Raw genomic sequence first — 25,016 nt, 5'->3', positions numbered from 1 at the left:
AACGAGGTGAAGGTAATGATATCATTTATTTTTGCAATGGATAAAAATCGCTTAATCGGAAAGGAAAACGATCTTCCTTGGCATATTCCAAATGACTTTAAATTCTTTAAGGACAAAACTTGGGGAAAGACGATTATAATGGGGAGAAAAACGTTTGAATCATTTGGTAAACCTCTTCCGGAGCGGAAGCACATCGTCATAACGAGCAATGAAAATTATTCGCGTGATGGGTGTGACGTTATTCATTCGATTGAGGAAATAATAAAGCTTGAAGAAGAACATCCGGAAAAAGAGTGGTTTGTTATCGGAGGGAGTGTGCTTTTTGAGAAGATGTATCCTTACGCTGACCGGATGTACTTAACCTATATTGATGCAGAGTTTGAAGGCGATACGTATTTCCCGCCCTTCAATATAGAGGAGTGGAAACTTATTGATGAATACAAAGGGAAGAAAGATGAGAAAAATCCCTACGATTATTATTTCAGAACCTACGATCGGAAGAAAACATGAGCGAAGAGTTAAATGGTTGCGGTGTAATCCTTGCCGGAGGAGGTTCTACGAGGATGGGTAAAGATAAAGCCTGGCTGAAGCTTTGCGGGCAGCCCGTAGTGGTCCGTATTGCAAATGAACTGCAAAAGACTGTATCAAATGTAGTAATAAACCAGAATGAGAAGCTAGATTTACCCATGCCCTCCATCGGTGATATCTTTCAAGATGCTGGGCCTTTGGGTGGTTTACACAGTGTCATGAAAAGCAGGGAAGAAGAGTGGTTCTTCTTATCAGCCTGTGATACTCCGTTTATTCATGAGAGCGTCTATAACTACTTATCCTCTTTCACAGACCAAACGATTGATGCTGTGGTCCCGGAATATGAGGGCCGTCTTCAGCCGCTATCTGGGATTTATCGTAAGTCCTGTCTTCCCATTATTGAAACATTACTTCATAATGGAGAGCGCAAAGTAAGACTTTTGCTTGAGCAGGTCCATTCGGTTTATGTAAATGATTTTCACCCTCTCCCGAGTGAAGATGTTAATCGCCATTTTTTTAATATGAATACCCCGGAAGATTATCGGAAAGCTCAAGAGATTTGCAAAATTTTATGAAACCAAGACATTTGGACAAGATCGTGATATGATAGGAAAAGAACCGTTAAATGACAATTTGATGTGTAGTTTTTCTTTTCATAAAACGATTGATCACTTAGTTTTACTCTTAAAAGGCGGTGAAAGATATGCTTTCAAGTATTGGAATCCCAGGCTTGATATTAATTTTAACCATTGCACTTGTTATTTTTGGACCTAAGAAACTTCCGGAGATTGGCAAAGCAGCGGGAGAAACGCTAAAGGAGTTTAAGAATTCCGCTCGTGACTTGACAGATGAAGTAAAAGATAAGCCGTCCGACCAAAAAAACAATTAATACTTAAGTTATTACCATATGAAAGAACATAAGAATTGGAGGGATGAACCATGTTATCGAGCATTGGTGTGCCAGGACTCATCCTGATATTAATTATTGCACTGGTTGTCTTTGGACCTTCAAAACTGCCTGAAATCGGCAAAGCTTTTGGCAGTTCTTTGAAAGAGTTTAAAAAAGCGACCGGGGACATTATGTCCGATGGAGACAGCAGTAATAAATCCGAAAACAAAAATAAAGACGAATAAATGAATAAAGAAGGTGTAAGGGCCTGATCCTTACATCTTCTTTTTGTCAGGCTGCGTCTTAAGGCCTGGAGGTGGACGATTTGGCAACTAATAAAATTAGTCAAGATATAGAAATGAATGTAACGGATCACTTAACCGAATTAAGAAAGCGGATTATTTGGACGCTTGTATTTTTTATAGCGTTCTTTGCGGCTGGACTGTATTATGTCAGACCGATCCAGGGATTTTTTGTGAATGACCTTCCTTTTGAACTTCATATGACAAGTCCTGGAGAAATAATATGGATTGTTTTTACGATTGCTAGTCTTATTGCAATTGTAGGAACGCTGCCTATTTTAACTTTACAAATCTGGTTGTTCGTTAAACCTGCGCTGACTCCTAAGGAGACACGAGTGTCTCTGTCCTATATTCCGGCTATTTTCCTTTTGTTCATAGGTGGTTTAGCTTTTGGTTATCTGGTGTTTGTTCAGTTCATATTACCGTTCCTTTTATCGTTAAACGACGGGATGTTCAATGAAATTTTCACGGTGGAAAGATATTTCCGTTTTTTATTCCGTGTAACGATTCCATTTGCAGTTCTCTTTGAAATCCCTATTCTGACAATGTTTCTAACGAGTCTTGGAATTGTGAACCCGGTTTTGTTAGTGAAAATCAGGAAATACGCATATTTTGTTTTAGTGATTATTGGTACGATTATTTCCCCGCCTGACTTTATTCTTCAACTGGTAGTGGCTGTGCCATTAATTGTATTGTATGAAGTCAGTATAATATTATCGCGTATCGTTTATAGAAATAAATTAAAAAACCATCAGGAATATATGGAAAAAGAAGAAGAATAGCAAAGTAAGAATCCTCTGAAAAACTTAACGAGGATTCTTTTTTATAGGTATCATTTTGCAGTTATGGTGTGTCCATGATAAAACTAAGGTACAAAAATTCAGGAGGAAAATTAATGAGATCCTTTTATCACTATATGATGCGCTACCGAGGAAACCCAATAGAGAATGACGAGAAAAAGCTGGCAGATTGGATGTTCCAGGATCACAGCTTTCCTAAGCAAGCCAAAACGTACGATGAGATCAGCCGTTACTTAGAGTGGAATATTCCTTTTCCCAGTGCTCTATCGGTGTTTGATCGCTTATACGACACCTATTTGATTGAGGAAGACAATTAAAAGTAGAAATGAGTAAGAGGAAGGAGCACAGCTTACATGAAAATATTGCATACGGCGGACTGGCATCTAGGTAAAATTGTAAACTACGTCCATATGACTGATGATCAAGCGTTTATTTTGGATAGATTTATAGAGATTGTGGAGGAAGAACAACCGGATGTTATTATTATTGCCGGTGATCTTTATGATCGTTCAATTCCTCCTAAGCAGGCCGTTGACTTACTGAATCAAGTGTTGACCAAATTAATCAATGATTTTCAAATTCCTGTTCTCGCGATTTCGGGCAATCATGACAGTCCCGATCGACTGGAGTTTGGGGCTCAATTGTTTAGGAGACAAGGACTGTTTCTGGATACAAAGTTAAAAAGATCCCGTGAGCCGGTCACCCTTTATGATTCGCATGGACCTGTGCATTTTCATCTTATTCCGTATGTAGAACCTGCAGAAGTAGCTGCTGTATTTGAAGATGAAGAGATTAAGAGTCATCAGGAGGCTGCCTCTAGATTAATAGATGACATCCAACAGAGGTATAACATGTCGGAAAGGCATGTGTGGATCGGTCATGCTTTCTTAGCGGGTGGAATGGAGAGTGAATCCGAGGAACGGTTATCCATGATTGGCGGGAGTCCCTACATAGATGCACATCTCTTTAAAGATTTTTCCTATGTAGCTTTAGGTCATCTTCATCAGCCTCAAAGAGTGGCTTATGATCATATTCGATACAGCGGCTCCATTCTTAAATACTCATTTTCAGAGGTACGTCACCAAAAATCAGTAACCATTCTAGATTTGCAGGAGGAAAACGAGCTTACTTTTGAAAAGAAACCTCTATATCCCCTTCGTGATTTTGAAATAGTGGAAGGGTATTTTGAAGATTTACTATCTGGTGAAGCAGCAGCCAGTCCGCATAATTATCTTCATATTAGATTATTGGATGACGGTCAGCTCATTGACCCCATGGGGAAACTAAGAAAAGTATATCCGAATATTCTACACCTGGAGAGACGTAGATCATCCGTGAATTCACAGATCAATGAATTAAATAAGGTCAAAGAGCGTCAGAGACTTTCTCATGAAGAATTGTTTCGCTCATTTTATGAAGATATTAAAGGGGACACGATTTCTGAACATAGAAAGAACTTAATCAGTCAGGCAATTGATTCCTTAAGAGAAGAAGAAAGGGGGCAGTAACCTTTGAGAGCCATTACATTAACCATGCAGGCTTTTGGTCCCTATCGTGATAAACAAAAAATAGATTTCTCCTCACTTGGAGAAGAAGCCATCTTCTTAATTACCGGCCCTACAGGGGCTGGGAAAACGACGATATTTGATGCGATGTGTTTCGCCTTATATGGGCGTGCAAGCGGAAGTGATCGTGATCAAGACTCTATGCGTAGTCACTTTGCCGAAGAAGGAGAGTCTACCTATGTTGAATTTCTTTTTGAACTAAGAGGGAAGTTGTATCGCATTGTCCGCATGCCTAAGCAGATGAGGAGAAAAGAACGCGGGGAGGGCTGGAAAGAAGAACCGGCTAGAGCAGAACTTTATATTACCCATTTGGATAATGAAAAACTGATGGCTACTAAAGTAAAAGAAGTGAATGATTATATTGAAGAAGTGATGGGGCTTGACTATGACCAATTTCGGAAAATGATCATGATCCCTCAAGGTGAATTTAGAAAGTTGATTTCAGAGAATAGTAAAGAGCGGGAAGATATACTGCAAAAAATATTTAAAACACAATTCTATTCCGAGTTAACCGATTACTTGAAAGACCAGTCCAAAAAACTCGAAAAAGAAATTGAGCAATTTCAATGGAAAATTGAACAGGAAATTGGCAAAATTCATTGGGGAACGGATGCGGAAGTTACTTTGGAGCAGGAAGAACCCCAAAAGATTATTGACTTATTAAGAGAGCGAATGGAGCATCAGAGTAGTCTAATCAAACAGGAACAAAATCAATTAGAGCTTTTGTCTTCATCTGCGGACAAGCTACAGACTAACTTCCATGAAGCGAGACATCTACATGAACAATTTACTGAACAGCAAAAACTCTTAGAAGATAAAAAGGCGCTGCAATCACAGGAAAGCTTTATGAGTGCTGTTCAAGAAGAGCTCAAATGGGCCAGGCAGGCGGATGAAGTAAAAGGATTTGAACAACAATGGAAAGATCGAGAACAGGAAAGAAAGAAAGCTGAAGTAGACCAGGAAGCAAAGGCCCAGCATAGAATACGTACTGAAAGTGAATTTTCTAACATAGAAAAAGAATACAAAGAACTTGAAGGAAAGGAAGAAAAGCGTCAGGAATTAAAGAAAGAATGGGAGCAAAAAGAGGAAGAAAGAAAGAAATTAACTCATTTCCTTAAAATCGAAAGCCAGTTAACTCAAATTACTCAAAAACTTACCAAAAGCAAGGAGCAAGTAACTGCTTTAGAGGAAGAGCTGAAACACCTAAAGGCAGAACGCCATCAACTAAAAGAAATAAGTAAAGATGAGCGGAAAGTTACCAGTCAAATGTATGAAGTTAAGAATGAAGTTGTACATTTGACGAAGCAGTTGAAGGATTTAAAACGTTTAGCAAAAGAGTGGGATGTTTTAAAAGAGATGAGAGCATCCTATCAGCAGTTTATGAAAGATTTCAGGCAGATGGAAAAAGAGCAGAAAGATGCTAAAAGCTATTATGAGGCGGCGCTCGAAGAGATTCGCGAGCACCATGCTTATACCCTCTCTCTCCAATTGGAAAATGGGTCCCCTTGCCCGGTTTGTGGAAACTCCCATCATCCTGCACCGGCTGTTCAGCCTGCCCAAGTTGTCAGTCAGACCAAGCTTGAACAGTTAAAGCAAGAGGCAGATGAAAAACAGAAATCCTTTCAGCAGATGCAGGACGAAGCGGTGCAAGTTAAATCCAAAGGAGAAACGCAGCGGCAACTGACTGATACTCTTTTTGAGGAGTACAAAAAAGTGGTAGGTACTATGGATGAACCCTCGATTCAAAGCGCGGTAAAGCAAAGTGAGCAAAGCTTAAATATTAAAAGTAAGTTATCGGAAGAGCTGACCAGGCAAGCAGAAGAGATGGAGCAGTCTGTGAAAAAGCTTGAAAATATAGAAAAGCGTGAGGAAGAGCTGAACAGTAAAATTGAAAAGGCTCAGCAGGATTGGCATACGAGCTATCAAGAACAAACTCGATTACAGACTCAAAAAGAGTCCTTTCAAGAAAACTACTCTTTTGAAACGACAAATCCACAAAAATTAAAAGAACTCACAGAACAAGCAGAAGCTTCCTATAAAGAAGAGACGAAGAAATGGGAAAACGTTCAAGAACGCTATTCTAAGCTGCGCGACCAGCTTCAGCAGGCTAAAGTGGCTGAAGAGGAAGGGAATAAATATGTAAAGCAGGCACAAGAAGCAGAAGAAATTCGAAAAGAGAAATTTAATCAAACGCTCGTTCAATTTCAGTTTTCCAGTGTCGAAAGTTATTGGAACTCTCTTCTAACTAAGAAAGCTATTGAAGAAAAACAGGAAAAGATTGATCAGTATAAGCAACAGAAAGCAATTATTGAGGAACGTCTTTATAGTTTGAATGAAAAACTAGCTGATCAACAAAAACCGGATTTAGAGGCTCTTCATACTGAATGGGAAGAAGAAAAACAAAAGTTGACTAAACAGCAGCAGATAGTGAATGAACTGGAAATGGCTTTGTCCCAAAATAAACAGGTTTATATTACTATGGAAACTTTGTTATCAGAACAGGGGGATTTAGCTCAAGCTTACTATGACATTGCGGAACTTGCTCAGCTATCCAGAGGGGATAATCACCTTCGTTTGTCACTTGAACGATATGTTTTAGCTGCCTTTCTTGATGAAATAATCGTTCAGGCTAATATAAGACTTGATCAGATGACAGACCATCGTTATCAGCTCGTACGTAGCGATGCCCTGGCTAAGCGTGGGGCTCAAAGTGGTTTGGATCTCGAAGTTATTGATCATCATACGGGACAAAAACGTTCCGTGCGGACACTATCCGGAGGGGAAGGGTTTAAAGCTTCACTTAGTCTGGCTCTTGGCATGGCCGACGTTGTCCAGTCCCACGCGGGAGGAGTACAGCTTGACACGTTATTTATTGATGAAGGGTTCGGTACTTTAGATGAGGTATCGCTGGAGCAGGCCATTGATTGTTTAAGAAGTCTTCAGGACGGCAATCGAATGTTAGGTATTATTTCTCATGTGGCGCAGTTGAAGGAAGAAATTCCGGCTAAATTGCAAATCCAAACAGGACCTGCTGGTTCCTCAGTCGAATTTGTCTTTCAATAAGAGAATGAAGAGAGGGGAAGAGGAGATGGCTACACCTTTATCTATGGAATGGATTTTGATCACTAATGGGAAAGAACAAAGATTAAACAATGAGGATAATTTGTTTGAGATCGTGTTTGAGGGTTATCGAATATTTCCTTTAAATGAAAAGCTTGAGGTTAAGCGAACGTTAAAATCAGAACAGCTGGGGGCGGGAATAATCGAGGAATTAACCTTTAAGAATTATTTTACTTATTGTAAATACCGTCTTGTTTCACTACATTCCGTCAATTAGTGATCAAATATGCAGAGGTGGGTGTCGCATTATGCGCTTACCCGGGAAATAGTAACTCGATGATCAAGGAAATAATTTCACTTTTCCACCTTCACACAAATATATTTTGATAGAAAGAGAGGTTATTTCCATGAAAGTCCTGGATAATGATTGGGGTAGTCTTCTGGAAGAAGAATTTCGCAAACCCTATTATTTGGATCTTCGGGAAAGGTTAAAAAAAGAATATGGAAGTTATGATGTGTATCCTGATATGTATGAAATTTTTTCGGCTATGCAATATACATCTTATGAAAACACAAAAGTCGTCATTTTAGGGCAGGATCCTTACCATGGACCTGAACAGGCCCATGGCTTCAGTTTTTCTGTTAAGCCAGGAGTAACCATTCCTCCTTCGCTGAAAAATATTTATAAAGAATTAAGAGAAGACCTTGGAATTGAACCACCCCCTCATGGCCATTTAGTCTCCTGGGCTAAAGAGGGCGTACTCTTACTTAACAATGTGTTAACGGTAAGAGCCCACCAGGCACATTCTCATCAGGGGATGGGCTGGGAAAAGTTCACAGACGAAGTAATCCGTATATTAAATCAACGGGAGAAACCTATTGTTTTCATTCTTTGGGGTAAACATGCTCAAAAGAAAGGGAAATCCATCGATCGCTCTAAACATAAAGTATTGACAGCTCCTCACCCGAGCCCTTTAGCTGCCCATCGAGGTTTTTTTGGCAGCCGCCCGTTTTCGCAAACGAACCAGTACTTGGAGGAAATTGGCGAGGAGCCCATTAACTGGGCACTTCCTGCAAATGCCGAAGATTCGTAAGCCCATACCAAGTTACAGAAGCAGGCATATGCTACAGTATCTTAAGTTACGGAGGGGTTATGAATGTTTCCGACAGGTCAACCGCCTTTCCCTCCTATGGGCATGTTTCCCGGACCCCAGCCATACATGGCACCACAGGGTATGATGAGATCAATGGCACCCTTATTAAATCAAGGAGTTAGAAGTGCTGGAGGTTTTCCTGGTTTTGGTGCAGCAGGAATCGGTGCACCAGGATTCGGTGGCGCTGGTTTAGGGACACAAGCTTTAGGAGCGGCTGGCAGTGCAGCTAAAGCAGGCGGAGCAGGATGGTTAGGGCATATGCAGACAGCATTAAAAGCCATGCAAAGTGCCGCACCTATGATTCAGCAGTATGGACCGATGATGAAGAATATTCCTGCCATGATTAATATGATGAAAATTATGAATGAACCGGATGAAGAAGACGGGGAAGAGACAGAGGAAAGTCTCGGGGCTGAATCAATAACAAGCTCGAAGTCTGAATCGTCCAGTCAATCCAAAAGCATCGCTTCTGCTTCTAAAAGAAGGTTTCAAGGCACATCACAGCCCAAGCTTTACATCTAGGCTGTGCGTGTGGCTTGATTTTTTTTCTTTTATTAGCAAGAATAAGGACATGCTTACATGTAACAACCTACGCATTGGAGGTTTTATTGATGAATAATGAATTGAAAATAGCTACATTTGCAGGTGGATGTTTCTGGTGCATGGTTGAGCCATTTGATAAAAGACCAGGAATTGACTCTATTGTTTCCGGATATACTGGGGGCCACACGGAAAATCCTACCTATATGGAAGTGATCACCGAACAGACGGGTCACAAGGAAGCGGTGCAAATCACGTATGATCCCTCCGTCTTCCCATACGAACGACTGGTGGAACTATTCTGGCAGCAAATTGATCCAACGGACGATGGCGGTCAATTTGCAGACCGCGGAGAATCATATACTACAGCAATTTACTATCACGATGAAGAGCAGCGTCAAATCGCTGAAGCAAGCAAACAGCAGCTTATAGAATCAGATAAATTCAAGCAGCCAATCGTGACGCCAATTCTTCCTGCTGAGACATTCTATCCAGCAGAAGATAAGCACCAGAATTACCATAAGAAGAACGCTTTTCATTATAAACGTTATAAAAAAGGGTCCGGACGTGCAGGGTTTATAAAAGAACACTGGGGCTATAAAAAGGATCAGGAAGAGTTGAAGAAGCGCCTGAGTGATATCCAGTACAAAGTTACCCAGGAAGATGCTACGGAAAGACCTTTTCAAAATGCTTATCATGATTATGACGAAGAAGGTATTTATGTAGATGTTGTATCGAAGAAACCTTTGTTCAGTTCCAAAGATAAATATGACGCTGGATGCGGCTGGCCGAGTTTCACTAAACCTATAGAAACTCAGGAAGTAAAAGAAAAAATGGATACTTCTCATGGAATGAGACGAACAGAGGTGCGAAGTGAATACGCTGACTCCCATCTGGGACATCTGTTTGATGACGGACCGAAAGAACAGGGGGGAATGCGTTACTGCATAAACTCAGCTGCCTTAGAATTTGTTCCTAAACGTGAGATGGAAGAAAAGGGATATGGATATTTAACTCATTTATTTGAATAGAAATCGAGAATAATTATTCCTTTAAACGTATAAAGGGATCTCTTATCCTCCTTCCCTCTGATTTTGCAGGAAAATGCTATAATAAAATAAGAGGGGAGGGGTTCTTTTGGGACGAAAAAAAGCTTTAACGAAGCAGGATGTATTAGATGTAACTGGAAAAGTATTGCAAGCAGAGGGCTTACATGGTGTGCATTTTAAAAAGATAGCTGATTTACTTGAAGTTGGACGAAGTACACTCTATGAGTACTTCAAGAATAAAGATGAGCTTCTGCTGGCCTATATGAAAAACATGATGAAGGAAATGAATGATAAAGTTGATCGAATTCCTTCCGATGATCCCCCTAATCACAAATTGTTCCAATTGCTGCAAATTATTTTAGAACACGCTCAAATCTATCAAATTGACAAAATGATTCAGGATCTGCAGTCAGGCGATAAAAATGCGGCGATCTATTATAAAAATGAATTAGATGTAGATCTAATGAAAACCTATGATCTGATGATGAATTGGATCTCCGAGGCAAAAGAAACGGGTATATGGAATAAAAATATGGATTCAGGGTTGATCGGTGACTTGATTTTTCACTCTATTCTATTCCCTAACCGAAAGCGTTTGGGAGTGGATGAATTAGCTTCTCAGCTTTTCGGGATGATTGAATATGGTGTTGCCCATAAACCTGGATAATAAAGAAGCCGCAACCAGGACTGGAAGCGGCTTTTCTCTAAATTAACTGAAAAAGGGATTACGCCATTCAGTTAGTAATCCGTAATGACAGGACTCTTCATCCATAATATAATCAGCCATTGGTTTGATAGGAGAACGACCGGATTTTAATAAAAATGTTATTACCGGGTCCTTAATCTCTGCCCCGATGACAAGATTCACATATTCTTCAGGCGTAAGTTCCTGATGATATTTATGGTAGAGAGGCATCCTTGCACCACCGACGAGACGTTCAAGGTTCAAATGAACGACGTTCTCATACATGGCTTGAGTGAGCTGCCGGCCAAGACCCAAAGAACGGTAATCGGGGTCTACACACAGATCCACTACATAAAGAGTATTTCCTTCTGGATTATGCGTGCTCATGGTTCCTTCACCCGTCATTGAATCCCATGTATGGTCGATAACTTCATTGGTCATATCAGTTCTCATTGTGGTCATCGAACCTGCTACAACCCCATCTACTTCTATACAAATACATCCCTGTGGGAAGATTTCCAAATGATTAGCCAGTTGTTCTTTGTTCCACCATAGCTCTGGTGGAAAAGGGGGAGGAAAAGCTTTTTTTTGAATTTGTATTAGATCTTCAAAGTCGCTTTTGTAATAATTACGCAGGTGCAGATGATTAAAACGGGAACGAGCACGGTCATAACCGTAAATCCATTTATCCATTTTAGGGAGACTCCTTTCTATTTTATTCGATATGTATAGGATTCTGAGAACAGTTGTGAGGTAAATTTGTAAAGTGAGGAGGTTCCAAATATTTCTATCCGAAAGTCTATTCTTACCTATGCGTTAGCGCTAACTGCCGGGGGAATATTCTGGCTGCTAAAGCTTCCTCTTCCCTGGATTCTCGGTCCAGTAGCCGGGCTGGTCGTACTTAAATACTGGTTCAATTATGAAACAACCAGTCACCCATCGATAAGAAACGCAGCATTTGCACTGCTTGGCATCCAAATAGGCCTCACTTTTACATCACAAACGTTTGCCTTAGTCGTTCCTTATTTTATTCCTTATACACTTCTTTCTCTTGTGCTTATTTCTCTCAGCCTGTTTTTAGCCTATCTTATCTCAACAAAAACAGCAATCGATATCTCAACCAGTTTAATTGGGAGTGCACCTGGAGGGCTTTCTGCAATGATAGCAGTCAGTGAATCATTACAAGCAAATACGGTTCTCGTTACTATATTTCATACGATACGCCTGGTTTGTGTATTATTTATTATTCCCTTTGCAGCTACTCATTGGTTTTATCAATCCTCTTCTCCTATGATGAACTCCAGCGCGCAGGAAGAATCGTTATGGACTATAGTCATCTATGGCATGGTATATTTTATCGCACTCTTACTCAAAGCTCGGATTCCGGCAGCTTTAGTTATTGTTCCTATGATCATTATAGGGCTGCTTCAATCTATTGGTACTCCCCTATATGAACTACCGGATTTATTTTTTATTGCTGCTCAAATTATGATAGGTGTCCATCTTGGTCATTCAGTTTCTATAAGAGATATATTGCAAGCAGGGAAATACTGTCTGCTGTATTTTGGATTGGCTATTATAATTATAGCATTTGGAATCGCTCTTGGATTTTTGCTTTCGGGGTGGACAGATATGGATTTAGTAACCGCTGTGCTAAGTCTTGCTCCAGGAGGATTGGTAGAAATGGCTCTTACTGCCCAGGCGGCAGGTGGCCAGCCAGCCATTGTAAGTTCATTGCAAATGATACGTCTACTTACCATCGTGATTATCCTGCCTATTTTTTACCAAAAGTTCTTATCCAAAAAGGTATAGGTCTTCTCTTTGACTATATCTCGAATTAAAGATAAACTGATAATCGACGATAAGCTAGGTAAAGAATAATGCAAAGGAGAAGCGATCTACTATGAAAATGAAGCATATATTCGAACAGGGAAAGCCTGGAAATGAACGTGTACTTCTGTTGCTGCATGGCACCGGCGGGACGGAGAAGGATTTGCTTCCCGTTGCTTCCATGATTGATCCTGACGCTTCCGTATTATCAGTCAGGGGAAACATCTTAGAAAGTGGGATGCCCCGTTTCTTTAAACGTCTGCGTGAAGGCGTTTTTGATGAAGAAGATCTGATCATCAGAACGAGAGAGTTAAACGAATTTCTGACTGAAGCTGCAGATGCGTATGATTTTGACCGTAATAAAGTAGTGGCTATTGGTTATTCGAACGGAGCCAATATAGCTGGAAGTTTGTTATTTCATTATGAAAAAAGCCTGGAAGGTGCATTACTGTTTCATCCAATGGTTCCAAGAAGAGGCATACAGCTCCCAGTTCAAAAAGGCTTGCCGGTATTTATTGGAGCCGGAGAAAACGATCCCATTTGTCCAGCTCAAGAAACCGTTGATTTAAAACAGATGCTGGAAGAAGCGGGCGCACAGGTGACAGATCACTGGGAAAGGTCCGGTCATCAACTGACTGAATCAGAAGTGAAGGCAGGCAGAGACTGGTATGAAACACACCTAATCCAATGAATGAAAATGTTTGTAATGATTGAGTCCTCTTTCCGTTTCAAGGTATGATAGGGATAAAGAAGAATAAGGAGGATGAAAAGTATGATTCATAAGACTTGGGAAAACAACCCGACTATTAAGCAGATTGAATGCGTCCATAATGATGCAGCAAAATTCGTTGTAGAAAATGTGTTAACGCCTGGTAAAAGGTATGATGTTAAAAATGAAAGTGAAGAATTTTATTTTGTGATTGATAATTCTGGTCGTATGGGCGGCTTTTATAAAGAATACTTTAAAGAAGTATAAACTCTACCGGCAGTGCTATCGCGCTGTCGGTTTTTAATGTTTATTGCGCAGTAAATGGGGAAGGTATGGATATAGAATATTAGGTATAAAGGAGCAATGAATATGGTAATTGATAATATCAGGATTTACCAGCCATCATCCCAATACGATGAAGATACCCGATATGCTGTAGACGTCGAAGAAGATAAAATCGCGGCCATTTATGAAAGCCCTTATGAAGGAGACAAAAATGTCATAGATGGAGAGGGGAAGGTACTAGCCCCTTCTTTTAACGACAGCCATATGCACCTATTGAGATTTGGCCTATTAAAAAAAGAATTGGATTTAACAGAGGTAACCAGCTGGCGAGAAATGAAGAATCTTGTGGAAAATCATTATGATGAGATGCAAGAATATGATTGGATTTTCGGAAAAGGTTTTAATGATGATCAATTCGATGATATTGATTATTTACTTACAGCCAAGGACTTAAGTGAAATACAGGTAAACTCTTATATTTATTTCATGCATCAGGATGGACATGAATGTGTTATTAGTGAGCAGGCCATGGATTTACTTAGAAACGATAAAGGATTTGAAAAGGAACCGGAAGAATTTAAGGAAAAAGATGATCAAGGTAACTGGACCGGACGTTTTAAAGACACTGCCGTCCATTACATTAAGCACCATTTTTGGGGGCGTTCGGTAGACGATGCGAAAGAAGCCATAACGGCTGCAGTACCTTACTTAAGTGAAGTGGGTGTTACTTCCGTCCATAGTGACGACATTAATTTTATCGGTTCTTATGAGAAACTATGGCAGGCTTATACTGAATTAGAACAGGAAGGTAAGCTCCTGATTGATGTACAACTCCACCATTATATTTTCAATATAAATGATCTTCATAATTATTTAAATAGAAGCACTATGCGAACGGGAGATGGAACAGATCAGGTAAAAGTCGGTGCTGTTAAAATCTTTCTAGACGGCACGCAGCGTTTGTTCACAGCAGCCATGAGAAATCCGTACCCTGAAGCTCCAGAGACTCAAGGAACATTAATTTATTCCCAGTCAGAGTTAAACGACATGGTGAGAACGGCTTCCGAAAACAACATGCAGGTAGCTATGCACGCCATTGGTGACAGGGCAGTAGAACAAGCCATCGAAGCACTTGAACAGGATGGAGTGGATACAAGCAATCGCAGACATCGAATCATTCATGCACAGACACTTGCTCCTGATCTGCTCCAACGATTAACGAATTTAAAACCTTATATTGAAACGCAGCCATCTTTCTTGTTAGGAGAATGGGATAAAAAGGAAAAGTGGATGCCTGAAGAACTTGTTCCTTATTGCGATGCTTTTCAAAGTTTATATAAAGCCCAAATTCCGATTACACTCAGCTCTGATCTTCCGATTGGTGCTATTAATCCGCTCGTATCTATTTACACCGCTGTGAACCGGATGGACCTGGAGGGTCAGCCGCCTGGAGGGTGGATGCCGCAGGAAAAACTTTCGGTGGACGCCTCATTCTCGGGTTTTTACAATACTCCTGCAGAACTTGAATACAGAGAGAGAGAAAAGGGTAGAATAGAAGCTGATTACCAGGCTGACTTTGTTCTATTAGACCGGCACCCCAAAGAGGTTGCTGTAGAAGAACTTAATACTATAGAAGTTGTAGAAACTTGGTATAGAGGGAAAAGAGTGTATAAAAAGTGACATTTTCTCCTGAGCTTCCTTGTCAACACTCCTCCCATCAGCGATAATAAGGATAAGGTTAATTTAAGGGGAGGATGGAGAAAATGGACAAATTGATTTTAGTACGCCATAGTGAAACAGAAGGGCAGCACGAGGATTCCCCGCTGACAAAATCAGGGGTCCGCCAGGCTCAGGTGTTAGCTAATTTTCTTGATCAATCCGGTTACGAAATTGATCATATTATTTCAAGCCCTTTCTTACGAGCGATAGAAACAATTAAGCCTTTTGCCTTAAGTAAAGGATTGTCCATAAAAACGGATGAGCGTCTAGAGGAGCGAATCCTAAGCCATGAACCCCTGGATGATTGGGAAGAAGTCCTGCATGATACGTTTAAAGATCCTGAATTAAAATTCTCAGGCGGCGAGTCATCTCAGGAAGCTAAAAAGAGAATCCTCTCCCTTGTAGATGAGCTTGAACAAGAGGATTGTGGGAATGTGCTGCTTGTAACCCACGGCAACCTTCTTGCTTTGCTGCTGCAAAAGTATAACCGGGAGATCGGTTTTTATGAATGGAAACGTTTATCGAACCCTGATATGTTCTTAGTGCAAAAGCAGGGGGGAGAATATATGGTAGAGCGAATCTGGCAGGAGAATTACTAGCTACCAGGAATTTTGCTCAATTTAGTCGAATTTTAGCGGAAGTAATTGCTAATTTATACTATAGTCGTTATCATAGAATTTAGTGTTTATCGAAACTAGTTAACGTGAATAGTTATTTAAACACACTTAACAACTAGAAGGAGGAGAATATCTATGGCATTTGTTATTACATCCCCTTGTAAAGATGAAAAAGCCGGGGAATGCGTGGATGTGTGTCCTGTAGATTGTATAGAAGAAGGTAAAGATATGTTTTACATTGATCCTGACATTTGCATCGACTGTGGCGCCTGTGAAGCCGTATGTCCGGTTGAAGCTATTTATATAGAGGATGAAGTACCAGAAGAAGAAAACAAATACATCGAGTTGAATCGTAAGTTCTTTGAGGAACAATAATTCATACTTAAAACCGTCTCTAGAAATAGAGACGGTTTTTTATAGTTCACGCCTTTTTGATCGTCCGGGGTATGAATAAGATTGAATTAAAAAGGGTAAATATCATGAGAAGCTTTTAATAGGAGGGAATACTATGACTAAATTAAACAATAAGGTAGCGATCATTACAGGGGCAAGCAGTGGAATAGGAAAAGCTATCGCCCATCATCTTGCTGACACAGGTGCCAATGTGGTGCTTGCAGCACGACGAGCTGAGAAATTGCAGGAATTAGCGAATGAAATTACAGAGTCCTATAATGTAGAAGCTAAAGTAGTGGAAACGGACGTCACCAAAAAAGAAGATGTAGAGCAGCTTGTAAAAGAAACGAAGGATCAATTCGGAAGCGTCGATATCCTTGTTAATAATGCCGGCGTCATGCTTTTATCTTTCTTAAAAAATGACCATGTTGATGAGTGGGAGCAAATGGTTGATGTGAACATTAAAGGAGTACTGTTCGGCATTCATGCCTCTCTCCCTGTTATGCTGGATCAGGATGCTGGACATATAATTAATGTATCTTCCGTGGCGGGCCATGAAGTCTTTCCTTCTAGTACGGTTTATAGTGCAACGAAATATGCAGTTCGCGCTCTTTCCATGGGGATGGAAAAAGAATTGTCACGCTCGGGAGTACGAGTGACAAACATTTCACCGGGAGCGGTAGATACAGAATTGACCGAACATATCACAGATGGTGAAGTACTTGATATGTTCAAAGACCGCAGCATGGATCCGCTGGAAGCGAATGACATTGCACGCGCTGTTGCTTATGCGGCAACACAGCCTTCTAACGTCAATGTAAATGAGGTTATTGTAAGGCCAATGCACAAAAAATAATAAGAAATAAATAACCTTGACCGCAGGATATCCTGCGGTCAAGATTATTAAGTCGTACGAAAGCTATCATAACTATTAGTTACTTCTTTCTCGGTAATATCTAAAGCTTCAACTTTGGCAAAGGGTGTAGGACCTTCATTTATTTTATCTATGAATTGTTTCAGTTGGCGGCCTTCGCCTTCAGCATCAATTTCCACTGTTCCATCTGGCTTGTTTTTAGCCCAGCCTGTTATATCAAGCTGGTCTGCAATTTGCTTAGCCGAGGCACGAAAGCCTACCCCCTGTACTCTGCCATGAACAATTAAATGATTTCTTTCCATTTAGAAGCACCTCCTGCATTTGGTATATTGAAGTTTTCCCCATTCTTTACTACATAAAAACTAAAAGGGGCGAAAGATATGAAAAAGATCGATTTAATGGATATAGAAGGTTTCCGCATCGGTCAGGCTACAGACCCTCATGCGAATACAGGCTGCACCGTTATTATTTGTGAGAGAGGGGCAAAGGGAGGAGTAGATGTTCGCGGGGGCTCACCTGGAACTAGAGAAACAGACCTGCTTCGTTCTGAAAACCTGGTGGAGGAAGTACACGCTGTGTTTCTTTCAGGAGGAAGTGCTTACGGGCTGGATGTGGGAGCGGGCGTTATGCAATTTCTTGAGGAGCGTGGTATTGGCTTTGACGTGCAGGTCGCACGAGTGCCAATTGTCCCTGGTGCGATTCTCTTTGATCTTCATACAGGTGACCCAGCGGTTCGACCGGACCGGAATATGGGTTATCAGGCCTGTACAAACGCTTTTGACCCTATTCCTTTTAAGGAGGGTGCTGAAGGAGCGGGTGCAGGCGCAACGGTAGGGAAAGTTCTGGGACCAGATCATGCCATGAAAGGCGGAGTAGGCAGTTATGCAGTTCAGGCAGGAAGTTTGAAAATTGGAGCTGTCGTAGCTGTGAACAGCTTTGGGGACGTCATTGATCCGGAAACAGGACAAATCGTTGCGGGCGTTCAGAAGGAAGGGCGCTTCTTAGGAACGGAGAATGTGTTGATTCAATCCATAGAAAAGACAGACACAAACCGATTTAGTGGAAATACAACAATAGGATCTGTTATAACTAATGCTAAATTGACCAAACCACAAGCTAATAAAATAGCTGCCCTTGCTCACGATGGACTTGCAAGAACCATACGTCCTTCTCATACATTTGTAGATGGAGACACTTTATTTACATTAACTACAAATGAAGTAGAAGTGGATCTAAATGGTCTTTCAAGTTTAGCTGCTCATGTGGTAGAGCAGGCTGTACTTCGTGCCATTCAAGGTGCTCAAGCTATTAATGATCGTTGAATTTGAGTTAATGTAGAAACAAGGAGGCAGGAATTTGTACGCGTTTGTTTATGGATCATTACGCAAAAATGAACAAAATCATCATTTCCTCGAAGGAGCTTCACTTATATCCGAACAAGCCTGGACGAGCGGCGAGCTTTATTCAGGATCTTCTTATTACCCCCTCTTAATAAAAAATGAAGCTTCTCTTGCTTATGGGGAATTGTACGAAATTAATGAAGAAATGTTACAACAGTTGGATCGACTGGAAGGATATCGTGAGAAAGATCCAGATTCACTATTTAAACGAGAAATGTCAGATGTTCATACCCAGCAGAAGAGTTATTCTGCGTACGTTTATTACTATCCCCATCCACCGGAAGGAAAACCTGTTCTTCACCAAGACTGGAAGGTGGAACAATTATTAAAGAAGGAATCTTATTATTATTTCGCTTTCGGATCATGTATGGACCATGAGCGGTTCTATAAAAGTGGTGTTCAGAACTTATTTCAGGAAATTGAAGGTGGAGCTGAGCTGCAAGGATATCATCTGGGCTTTTCTTATCATCGTGCTGATGGCGGGCGAGCAGATATTATCGAGAGAAGCGGAGACTCAGTAGAGGGAGTGGTTTATAAAATTACGGGGGAAGCTCTTGATTATTTATTTCGCCGGGAAGGTGTATCCAACCATGTCTACAGACCGGTAGTAGTTGAAGTGACTCTTCATAATGGCCCTGTGGTAGAAGCTCTTTCGTTTACCGTTATTCACAAAAAGGAAAGTCTTACTCCTCCCCTGCATTATGCAAGAGAGATCCATCGCGGAGGACGTTTTTATCTAAGTAAGAATTATATGGAGCGATTGGAGCAGCGCCTTCAGCACGAGCTCCCTGTGAATGAATTTACAAAATACCTCCAGCAAATGGAATAGAGGAGATCAAGGGATGGTAAAAACGAACTGGAAAATGTATACGGCGAGAGATTTTTCCCATTTACATTATGTCTCTTTTGAAAAAGACAGACCCAAAAATCGAGCTGTGATCCTAATCCATGGAATTACCGCTGAGTTGAACCACCAGGAAAAATTTGCTGAATCACTGGAATTAGAAGCCGATGTATTTTTACCGATATTGAGAGGGTATGATCAATTGAACTCTCGCGGGGACCTTTCTTATATGGAGCAGTTTGATGATGATTTATTTGACTTCATCCATTTTGTTAAGAAAAAAGGATATGATCAAATTTTATTAGTTGGTCACTCGATGGGCTGTGCTAATTTGTTAAGGTTGATTCATAGAAATCCTAAGGCATCTGATCATTACTTATTTATTTCTCCTTTTTTCCATCCCACTCTTTCTGTTTACCGTAATGATGCTACGGATCAATTTAAACCTTCTACAGATGTAGACTATGTTGTGTATCAGAAAAAGGCAGGAACTCTAATGGTATTGCACAAATTAGGGGTGAAGCGGATTTTGAATTGGACTGTTGCTCAAATCCCGGATGAATTCCATCATTCAGGAAGGCTATCGCTCAGCTTCCGTTTGTTGATGTCCCGCTTTCTCGAGAAAGTGCCAGCAGATTTATTTCGCGGAATGGAAGACCGAGTACGTACCTATGTAGGAGAGCATGATGAAGTAGTTCATCCGGAGCGTTTAAGCGAATGGTATGAAAATACGTTTGGGATGAACATGACAATTGTTAAAGACACTGATCATAACCATATTCTGCACGATCCCGCCTTTCACACCTCTATTAGGGAGTGGCTTAAGGGATAGGAGCTCAAGGAGAAAAAAGGATGAAACAGATTTATTCAGACGTTATTCAGTTTAAGGGAAGTCATTATGCATTCGGACGTTATCAGGCCGAGCAGCTACAAGGAAATCCGCTGCTTACTAAATACCGAAACCGAAGAACCAAATCCATTCGTAAATACAGGGTTAATCACAAGGAAGCCAAAGCTTTTTTTATGAAATATTCAAGCGGGCTGTGGGCTGAATTAGAAGGGCTTTCAGCTGGTTTAGGATGGCCCCTTGAGGAGGTCGTTCATGAATTCAGCGGCTGGCAGCAGGACTGGGTTCGCTCAGGATGCTCCATTATGGCTAAAGAAAACTTCTTTGCCCGTAACTACGATTATCACCCGAAAACCTATGAAGGACGTTTCGTCATATTTCAACCTTCAGAAGGGCCTGCTTTGATTGGCCCGTCTCAACGTATCATCGGGAGAACGGATGGAATGAATGAATACGGTCTTTGCGTAGGGTACAATTTTGTTAATCGAATCAAACCAGGAGACGGTGTGATCTGTTGTCTTTTAACAAGAATTTTACTGGAAAATTGTAAAACGACTGAGGAAGCGGTTGATTGGTTAAGAGAGCTTCCCCACCGTCATTCCTTTAATTATGTCATCTATGATAAGAGCGGTGATTCAAGAATTGTAGAAGGTTCGCCCAGAGGGGTTCGTATTCGGGAGGAAAGTGTATGCACCAATCATTTCGAAGTTCTGCCTCAGGAAAATCGCCGCCATGTGGATGAATCGCATTCCCGTCTCCTTAGGCTAAGACAAGGAAATAACCAAATTTCCACAGGAAGGGAAGCTTTTAACTATTTGAATGATACCACCCAGCCGATATTTTCGAAGCGGTACAGTCAATGGTCAGGTACCATCCATACGGCGTGTTATTACCCTGAGTCTCTATCTATGCTTTTCGGACTTGGTGGAGATAGTACTCCTGTCAAATTCAGTCTGAGCGATTGGATGAAAAGGAACAGGTCACCGATTAAACGAGTTCTCGGGCAGTTAGATACCAAAGAACCACTTCCTTATATCGACGGATGAATTTCTTTGAATGATCTTGTGAATAATACTCCATCGAAGTAATATCATGATACACTATACACAAAAAGGGGAAAATTGCATGACAGCAACGAGAGAGACCGTAACGCAATTACAGAATCTCTATCAATACTTAAAAACGGAAGATCCTGCTCAGAGTGAGAAGGTTCTGGATGTAATCGATAAATTAATTCATGAAAAAGTAATGGTAGGGTTTGGTGGGCATTTTTCCGCTGGTAAATCCACGTTAATTAATCATTTGCTGGATAAACAAATGCTGCCTTCGAGCCCCATTCCAACTAGCGCTAATATTGTGGAAATTACCGCTGGTGAACCTTATACCATGACTTATTTCCATCATGATCTTCCGGAAAAGTATGAAGGGGAAACGGATTTTGAAACTATACAGGCCTTGTGTAAGAATGGCAATGATATATCAAGGGTGGTGATCAGCCGGCCTGACTGCGGCCTGCCTGAGCATGTTACCGTATTGGATACTCCGGGAGTAGATTCGACGAATGATTCGGACCGTTTGATTACAGAATCCTCGCTTCATCTGATGGATGTTCTGTATTATGTGATGGATTATAACCATGTTCAATCCGAAGTCAATGTTAAGTTTTTAATGGAGATGCAAGAACGAGGAACACCATTCTCTGTAATAATTAATCAAATCGACAAACACAATGAAGCGGAACTGTCCTTTGAAGATTTCAAACAAAGCGTCGAACATTCGTTCTCCTCCCGGGGAATTGAGCCTGAAGCCATTTATTATATCTCTCTAAGGGATTTTTCATATGAGAAGAATGAGTATGAATCATTAAAATCAGCGTTTACCCAGTTGTATTCTTCTTCTTATGTTCGGGTGCAGGAGCAGGCGATTAACGCTTGCGAAACCATTATTGAGAAAAGCGTACATAATCGATCGGATGGATTTTTTCAGCGGGAACAGGAGTTAAAAGATCGTAAAGAGCACTTAGAAAAAGGTATGAGAGATAGCCATCTTACGCAGGAAGATCGCAGAGATACAGAACAAGTCATTTCAGAAGCTGCGGACCTTTTTAAGCGGCGTGTATCCTCATTCATGCCGAACGCTTACCTCATGCCGAGTTCATTGCGGGATGAAGCAGAAAAATTTCTTGAATCCAGACAAAAAGGCTTCAAAGTGGGGGTGTTATTCACTAAAAAAAAGACGGAGGAAGTTAAAGAAGAAAGAGAATCCGCTTTTTATGATCAGGTCCTCGAGAGCATTGAAAAAAATTTAAAGTGGCCGCTTAAAGAACGCCTTTTGGAAGTTACGGAAGAGCTTTCGATAACCGATGAAGAGCTTCTGAATGAAATCCAGCGGTTTAATTTTATTTATGAGAAGGCTAAACTGCAGGACATGATAGAACCAGGTGCTTCTGTCACCGGTCACTATATTCTTCGGTATACGGATCAGTTGTCCAATGATATCAAGAAAGAGATGCGTCAGTTCGTGAATCAGTGGTGGAATCAAATCGAAAACCACATAAGAAATGAAAAGAAAAAGGAGTACGAAAAAAACAAGACAGTTTTCCAGGCTATGGAAGAAAAAGATCAGATTGTGGAAGAACTGGAAGAGATGGAGGAAGCTCTTGCTTCCTACCGAGAGAATTTGTACAAGAGCCTTAAAAACGACACGCTTTCTTCCATGGATAAGGATTTGATTAAGAACGATCTGGAGGAGCGGGAAAAACGCGTTCAGCATAAACAGATTACAAGTGAATTGTTGACACAGACTGTAGAAAGTAACTTTGACGAAAGTTTGAATTCAGAGTCCTCACTCCCAGAGGGACATGCCTCTATTGATTCCACACTGCAAAGAGTTACGAAGGCTTTATCGATTGTAGAGGATGTTGAAGGAATTGACGGGTTATTTAATCAGCTGAAGGATAAGCAGGACCGATTGCGTAACAGACATTATACAGTAGCTTTATTTGGTGCCTTTAGTGCTGGTAAATCTTCCTTTGCTAATGCTCTTCTTGGAGATACTCTATTACCAGCCTCTCCCAACCCGACCACGGCGACCATCAATAAAATATCGCCTTCCAGCGATGAAAATCCACATGGTTCGATTCAGGCGATTATAAAGAAAGAAGAAGAACTGTTAGATGATTTACAACCGATGTTTACAAAGTTGGAATTGCGAAGTGAATCACTTTCCGGTTACGTAAGGCAATTGGAAAGTTTACAGGATTGGAGTCGTTTGGAACACAAATCCACTTTATTTTTAGAGGCTTTTTTAAGTGGGTATGACTCGATGAAAGAATATTTAGGTCAGTCCATTTCCATTCCGTGGAATGAATTTTCTATGTACGTAGCTGAAGAGTCTAAATCGTGTTTTATCGAATCTGTGGAAATCTTTTATGATTGCCCTTTTACGGAGGCAGGAATTACTCTGGTGGATACGCCGGGAGCGGATTCAGTGAACGCCAGACACACCGATGTATCGTTTGAATATATCAAGGATGCGGATGCTGTCCTGTTTGTCACATACTATAACCACCCATTTTCCAAAGCAGATCAATCTTTCCTCACGCAATTAGGACGTGTCAAAGATAGTTTCGCTATGGATAAAATGTTCTTTATTATAAATGCGGTGGACCTGGCCTCATCAGAAGAGGAAGTAAAGCATGTAGAAAAATATGTAGCCGATCAGCTGGGACGCTTCGATATTCGAAAGCCGCGTCTTTTTTCACTATCCAGTCTGATGGGTTTACGAGAAAAACAGGGGGAGCAAAGCTTATCCTCCGGTATTAACACGTTTGAAGCTCAGTTTAATCAGTTTCTGCATGGGGAACTCGCCGAGGTCTTAACTCAGTCTATGGAGCGGAACCTAAATGAATTAAAAGAGACACTCGCCACGTTTATTAAGAATAACCAACTCAATGAAAAAGAGCGGAAACAGTTCCTGAAGAAAGCAAAAGCCCAGCATGAGGAAGCTCTTAATGTAATAAAAGACTTCGACCGCACGAAAGAAAAAGAATCTCTAAAGAATAAAATAGACAAACAGGTCTATTATGTTCATCACCGAATGATGCTGAATTTTACGGATTATTTTAAGCGGCATTTCAATCCGGCCACCATTAATGGAAAAGATCAAAATATTCAGGCTGAACTTAGAGCAGCGCGTGATGAATTGGTTCAGGAAATAGAATTTGAGATGAATCAGGAGTTCAAAGCGGTGGGGGTTAGAATTGAGCGTCTTCTGGAAGGTTTGATTGACCAAATACAACAGGAATCTGAAGCGGAGTTGAAAAAAGTAAGAAAGCACCTTAGACTGGAACGCCGGGAATGGACCTCGGTTCCTTTACCTGCCTTCCATGGAGAGCTTGTGATCGATGAGCGGCAATCCTCATCTATATTGAAAATGTTCAAAAGTCCACGTGCTTTTTTTGAGCTTAATGAAAAAGAGGATATGAAAGATGAATTCGCTGCCCTCATCTCTCCCATCTTAAAAAATCAGCTCGATGAAGCGAATGAAATTATGAAAGATTATTATGAGCAGCAATGGCAATTCCTCCTGGAAGATCATGTACATGAATGGCGTCATCAAATTGATGCTTCTTTCCACAGCCTGATTCACAGTGTAGAGCACCCGGCCGATATTGGGCCTTTAGAGAAAAAGTTTGAACAGATAAAAAAGCTGGTCTAATCTGAACGATTTGTTCGTAAGCTAGATCAAGTGAAAAGATATCTCCGTGTAAGAACTTCTTCCTCCTTCTTACACAGCGAATCTTTGAAAATCACATCTCTGTAAAGGGTCTGAATTTATTTCAGGCCCTATTTGTATGAAGATAATAATAATTTCCCAGCGATGAAATGAATTTACGATCATGAAATCCTTAGTTTAATCATATTT

The 25,016-nt window shown here is 40.8% G+C and carries 27 protein-coding genes; 25 read left to right on the top strand and 2 right to left on the bottom strand.

Annotation, left to right across the window (positions count from 1 at the left end):
- Positions 1-15 precede the first annotated feature (15 nt).
- The 13 genes from BMZ06_RS02980 (at position 16) to BMZ06_RS02920 (ending at position 10,554) form a co-directional block, all read left to right on the top strand.
- On the top strand, positions 16-510 hold the full coding sequence (locus BMZ06_RS02980; RefSeq protein ID WP_089749992.1) for a dihydrofolate reductase: 495 nt from the start codon (positions 16-18) through the stop codon (positions 508-510).
- Positions 507-1,103 carry a molybdenum cofactor guanylyltransferase gene (mobA, locus tag BMZ06_RS02975; RefSeq protein WP_089749990.1) on the top strand — a complete coding sequence of 199 codons (597 nt, stop codon included), beginning with the start codon at positions 507-509 and terminating at the stop codon, positions 1,101-1,103. Before BMZ06_RS02980 ends, mobA begins: the two co-directional genes overlap by 4 nt.
- Positions 1,104-1,231: 128 nt before the next feature.
- The gene (locus tag BMZ06_RS02970) at positions 1,232-1,417 is read left to right on the top strand and encodes a twin-arginine translocase TatA/TatE family subunit (protein WP_089749989.1); all 186 of its coding nucleotides are present in this window, start codon (positions 1,232-1,234) and stop codon (positions 1,415-1,417) included.
- A gap of 50 nt (positions 1,418-1,467) precedes the next feature.
- A complete protein-coding gene (tatA, locus tag BMZ06_RS02965; protein ID WP_014643454.1) occupies positions 1,468-1,662 on the top strand; it encodes a twin-arginine translocase TatA/TatE family subunit in 195 nt (64 codons plus the stop codon).
- Positions 1,663-1,742: 80 nt separating this feature from the next.
- Positions 1,743-2,501: a twin-arginine translocase subunit TatC gene (tatC, locus tag BMZ06_RS02960; RefSeq protein WP_089749987.1), complete on the top strand. Its 759-nt coding sequence runs from the start codon at positions 1,743-1,745 to the stop codon at positions 2,499-2,501.
- A gap of 113 nt (positions 2,502-2,614) precedes the next feature.
- Positions 2,615-2,836: a YozE family protein gene (locus BMZ06_RS02955; protein ID WP_089749986.1), complete on the top strand. Its 222-nt coding sequence runs from the start codon at positions 2,615-2,617 to the stop codon at positions 2,834-2,836.
- 36 nt (positions 2,837-2,872) lie between these two features.
- Positions 2,873-4,027, top strand: a complete 1,155-nt coding sequence (locus BMZ06_RS02950) for an exonuclease SbcCD subunit D (protein ID WP_089749983.1) — start codon at positions 2,873-2,875, stop codon at positions 4,025-4,027.
- A gap of 3 nt (positions 4,028-4,030) precedes the next feature.
- On the top strand, positions 4,031-7,147 hold the full coding sequence (locus tag BMZ06_RS02945) for an AAA family ATPase (protein ID WP_089749982.1): 3,117 nt from the start codon (positions 4,031-4,033) through the stop codon (positions 7,145-7,147).
- Between the two features lie 25 nt (positions 7,148-7,172).
- Positions 7,173-7,421, top strand: a complete 249-nt coding sequence (locus tag BMZ06_RS02940; protein ID WP_089749980.1) for a DUF2584 domain-containing protein — start codon at positions 7,173-7,175, stop codon at positions 7,419-7,421.
- A gap of 130 nt (positions 7,422-7,551) precedes the next feature.
- Positions 7,552-8,238 carry a uracil-DNA glycosylase gene (locus BMZ06_RS02935; RefSeq protein ID WP_089749978.1) on the top strand — a complete coding sequence of 229 codons (687 nt, stop codon included), beginning with the start codon at positions 7,552-7,554 and terminating at the stop codon, positions 8,236-8,238.
- 63 nt (positions 8,239-8,301) lie between these two features.
- Positions 8,302-8,820: a YqfQ family protein gene (locus BMZ06_RS02930; RefSeq protein ID WP_245755938.1), complete on the top strand. Its 519-nt coding sequence runs from the start codon at positions 8,302-8,304 to the stop codon at positions 8,818-8,820.
- 89 nt (positions 8,821-8,909) lie between these two features.
- Complete coding sequence (gene msrB, locus BMZ06_RS02925) at positions 8,910-9,869, top strand: peptide-methionine (R)-S-oxide reductase MsrB (protein ID WP_089749976.1); 960 nt, start codon at positions 8,910-8,912, stop codon at positions 9,867-9,869.
- Positions 9,870-9,975: 106 nt separating this feature from the next.
- A complete protein-coding gene (locus BMZ06_RS02920) occupies positions 9,976-10,554 on the top strand; it encodes a TetR/AcrR family transcriptional regulator (RefSeq protein ID WP_089749974.1) in 579 nt (192 codons plus the stop codon).
- Positions 10,555-10,596: 42 nt separating this feature from the next.
- Here the strand turns inward: BMZ06_RS02920 and BMZ06_RS02915 are convergent, their stop codons facing one another.
- Positions 10,597-11,265: a GNAT family N-acetyltransferase gene (locus tag BMZ06_RS02915; protein ID WP_089749971.1), complete on the bottom strand. Its 669-nt coding sequence runs from the start codon at positions 11,263-11,265 to the stop codon at positions 10,597-10,599.
- 90 nt (positions 11,266-11,355) lie between these two features.
- Here BMZ06_RS02915 and BMZ06_RS02910 point away from each other — a divergent pair, with 90 nt between their 5' ends.
- From BMZ06_RS02910 to BMZ06_RS02880, 7 genes are all read left to right on the top strand, one after another.
- Positions 11,356-12,384, top strand: a complete 1,029-nt coding sequence (locus tag BMZ06_RS02910) for an AbrB family transcriptional regulator (RefSeq protein WP_089749969.1) — start codon at positions 11,356-11,358, stop codon at positions 12,382-12,384.
- A 97-nt stretch (positions 12,385-12,481) separates the two neighbouring features.
- Positions 12,482-13,093: an alpha/beta hydrolase gene (locus BMZ06_RS02905; protein ID WP_089750240.1), complete on the top strand. Its 612-nt coding sequence runs from the start codon at positions 12,482-12,484 to the stop codon at positions 13,091-13,093.
- Positions 13,094-13,174: 81 nt separating this feature from the next.
- The gene (locus tag BMZ06_RS02900) at positions 13,175-13,378 is read left to right on the top strand and encodes a DUF6501 family protein (RefSeq protein ID WP_041601333.1); all 204 of its coding nucleotides are present in this window, start codon (positions 13,175-13,177) and stop codon (positions 13,376-13,378) included.
- Positions 13,379-13,480: 102 nt separating this feature from the next.
- Positions 13,481-15,076 (top strand): amidohydrolase, encoded by a 1,596-nt coding sequence (locus BMZ06_RS02895; protein WP_089749967.1) that lies wholly within the window; start codon positions 13,481-13,483, stop codon positions 15,074-15,076.
- A gap of 83 nt (positions 15,077-15,159) precedes the next feature.
- On the top strand, positions 15,160-15,714 hold the full coding sequence (locus BMZ06_RS02890; protein WP_014643439.1) for a histidine phosphatase family protein: 555 nt from the start codon (positions 15,160-15,162) through the stop codon (positions 15,712-15,714).
- A gap of 153 nt (positions 15,715-15,867) precedes the next feature.
- Positions 15,868-16,107, top strand: coding sequence for a ferredoxin family protein (locus BMZ06_RS02885; RefSeq protein ID WP_014643438.1), 240 nt, complete (start codon positions 15,868-15,870; stop codon positions 16,105-16,107).
- A 133-nt stretch (positions 16,108-16,240) separates the two neighbouring features.
- Complete coding sequence (locus BMZ06_RS02880; protein ID WP_089749965.1) at positions 16,241-16,981, top strand: SDR family oxidoreductase; 741 nt, start codon at positions 16,241-16,243, stop codon at positions 16,979-16,981.
- A gap of 47 nt (positions 16,982-17,028) precedes the next feature.
- Here BMZ06_RS02880 and BMZ06_RS02875 read toward each other — a convergent pair whose 3' ends face one another.
- A complete protein-coding gene (locus BMZ06_RS02875; protein WP_089749964.1) occupies positions 17,029-17,301 on the bottom strand; it encodes an acylphosphatase in 273 nt (90 codons plus the stop codon).
- Positions 17,302-17,379: 78 nt separating this feature from the next.
- Here BMZ06_RS02875 and BMZ06_RS02870 point away from each other — a divergent pair, with 78 nt between their 5' ends.
- The 5 genes from BMZ06_RS02870 to BMZ06_RS02850 all read left to right on the top strand — a co-directional run bounded on the left by BMZ06_RS02870 (position 17,380) and on the right by BMZ06_RS02850 (position 24,809).
- A complete protein-coding gene (locus tag BMZ06_RS02870; protein ID WP_089749962.1) occupies positions 17,380-18,321 on the top strand; it encodes a P1 family peptidase in 942 nt (313 codons plus the stop codon).
- 34 nt (positions 18,322-18,355) lie between these two features.
- The gene (locus BMZ06_RS02865; protein WP_089749960.1) at positions 18,356-19,228 is read left to right on the top strand and encodes a gamma-glutamylcyclotransferase family protein; all 873 of its coding nucleotides are present in this window, start codon (positions 18,356-18,358) and stop codon (positions 19,226-19,228) included.
- 13 nt (positions 19,229-19,241) lie between these two features.
- Positions 19,242-20,075 (top strand): alpha/beta hydrolase, encoded by an 834-nt coding sequence (locus BMZ06_RS02860; protein ID WP_089749959.1) that lies wholly within the window; start codon positions 19,242-19,244, stop codon positions 20,073-20,075.
- Positions 20,076-20,095: 20 nt separating this feature from the next.
- Positions 20,096-21,136, top strand: a complete 1,041-nt coding sequence (locus BMZ06_RS02855) for a C45 family autoproteolytic acyltransferase/hydrolase (RefSeq protein ID WP_089749957.1) — start codon at positions 20,096-20,098, stop codon at positions 21,134-21,136.
- A 79-nt stretch (positions 21,137-21,215) separates the two neighbouring features.
- Complete coding sequence (locus BMZ06_RS02850; RefSeq protein WP_175477783.1) at positions 21,216-24,809, top strand: dynamin family protein; 3,594 nt, start codon at positions 21,216-21,218, stop codon at positions 24,807-24,809.
- The last annotated feature ends 207 nt before the right edge of the window (positions 24,810-25,016 follow it).

The sequence above is a fragment of the Halobacillus alkaliphilus genome, from assembly GCF_900113125.1.
GTDB lineage: Bacteria > Bacillota > Bacilli > Bacillales > Halobacillaceae > Halobacillus > Halobacillus alkaliphilus.
This window is presented reverse-complemented; position numbering and strand designations above follow the sequence as displayed.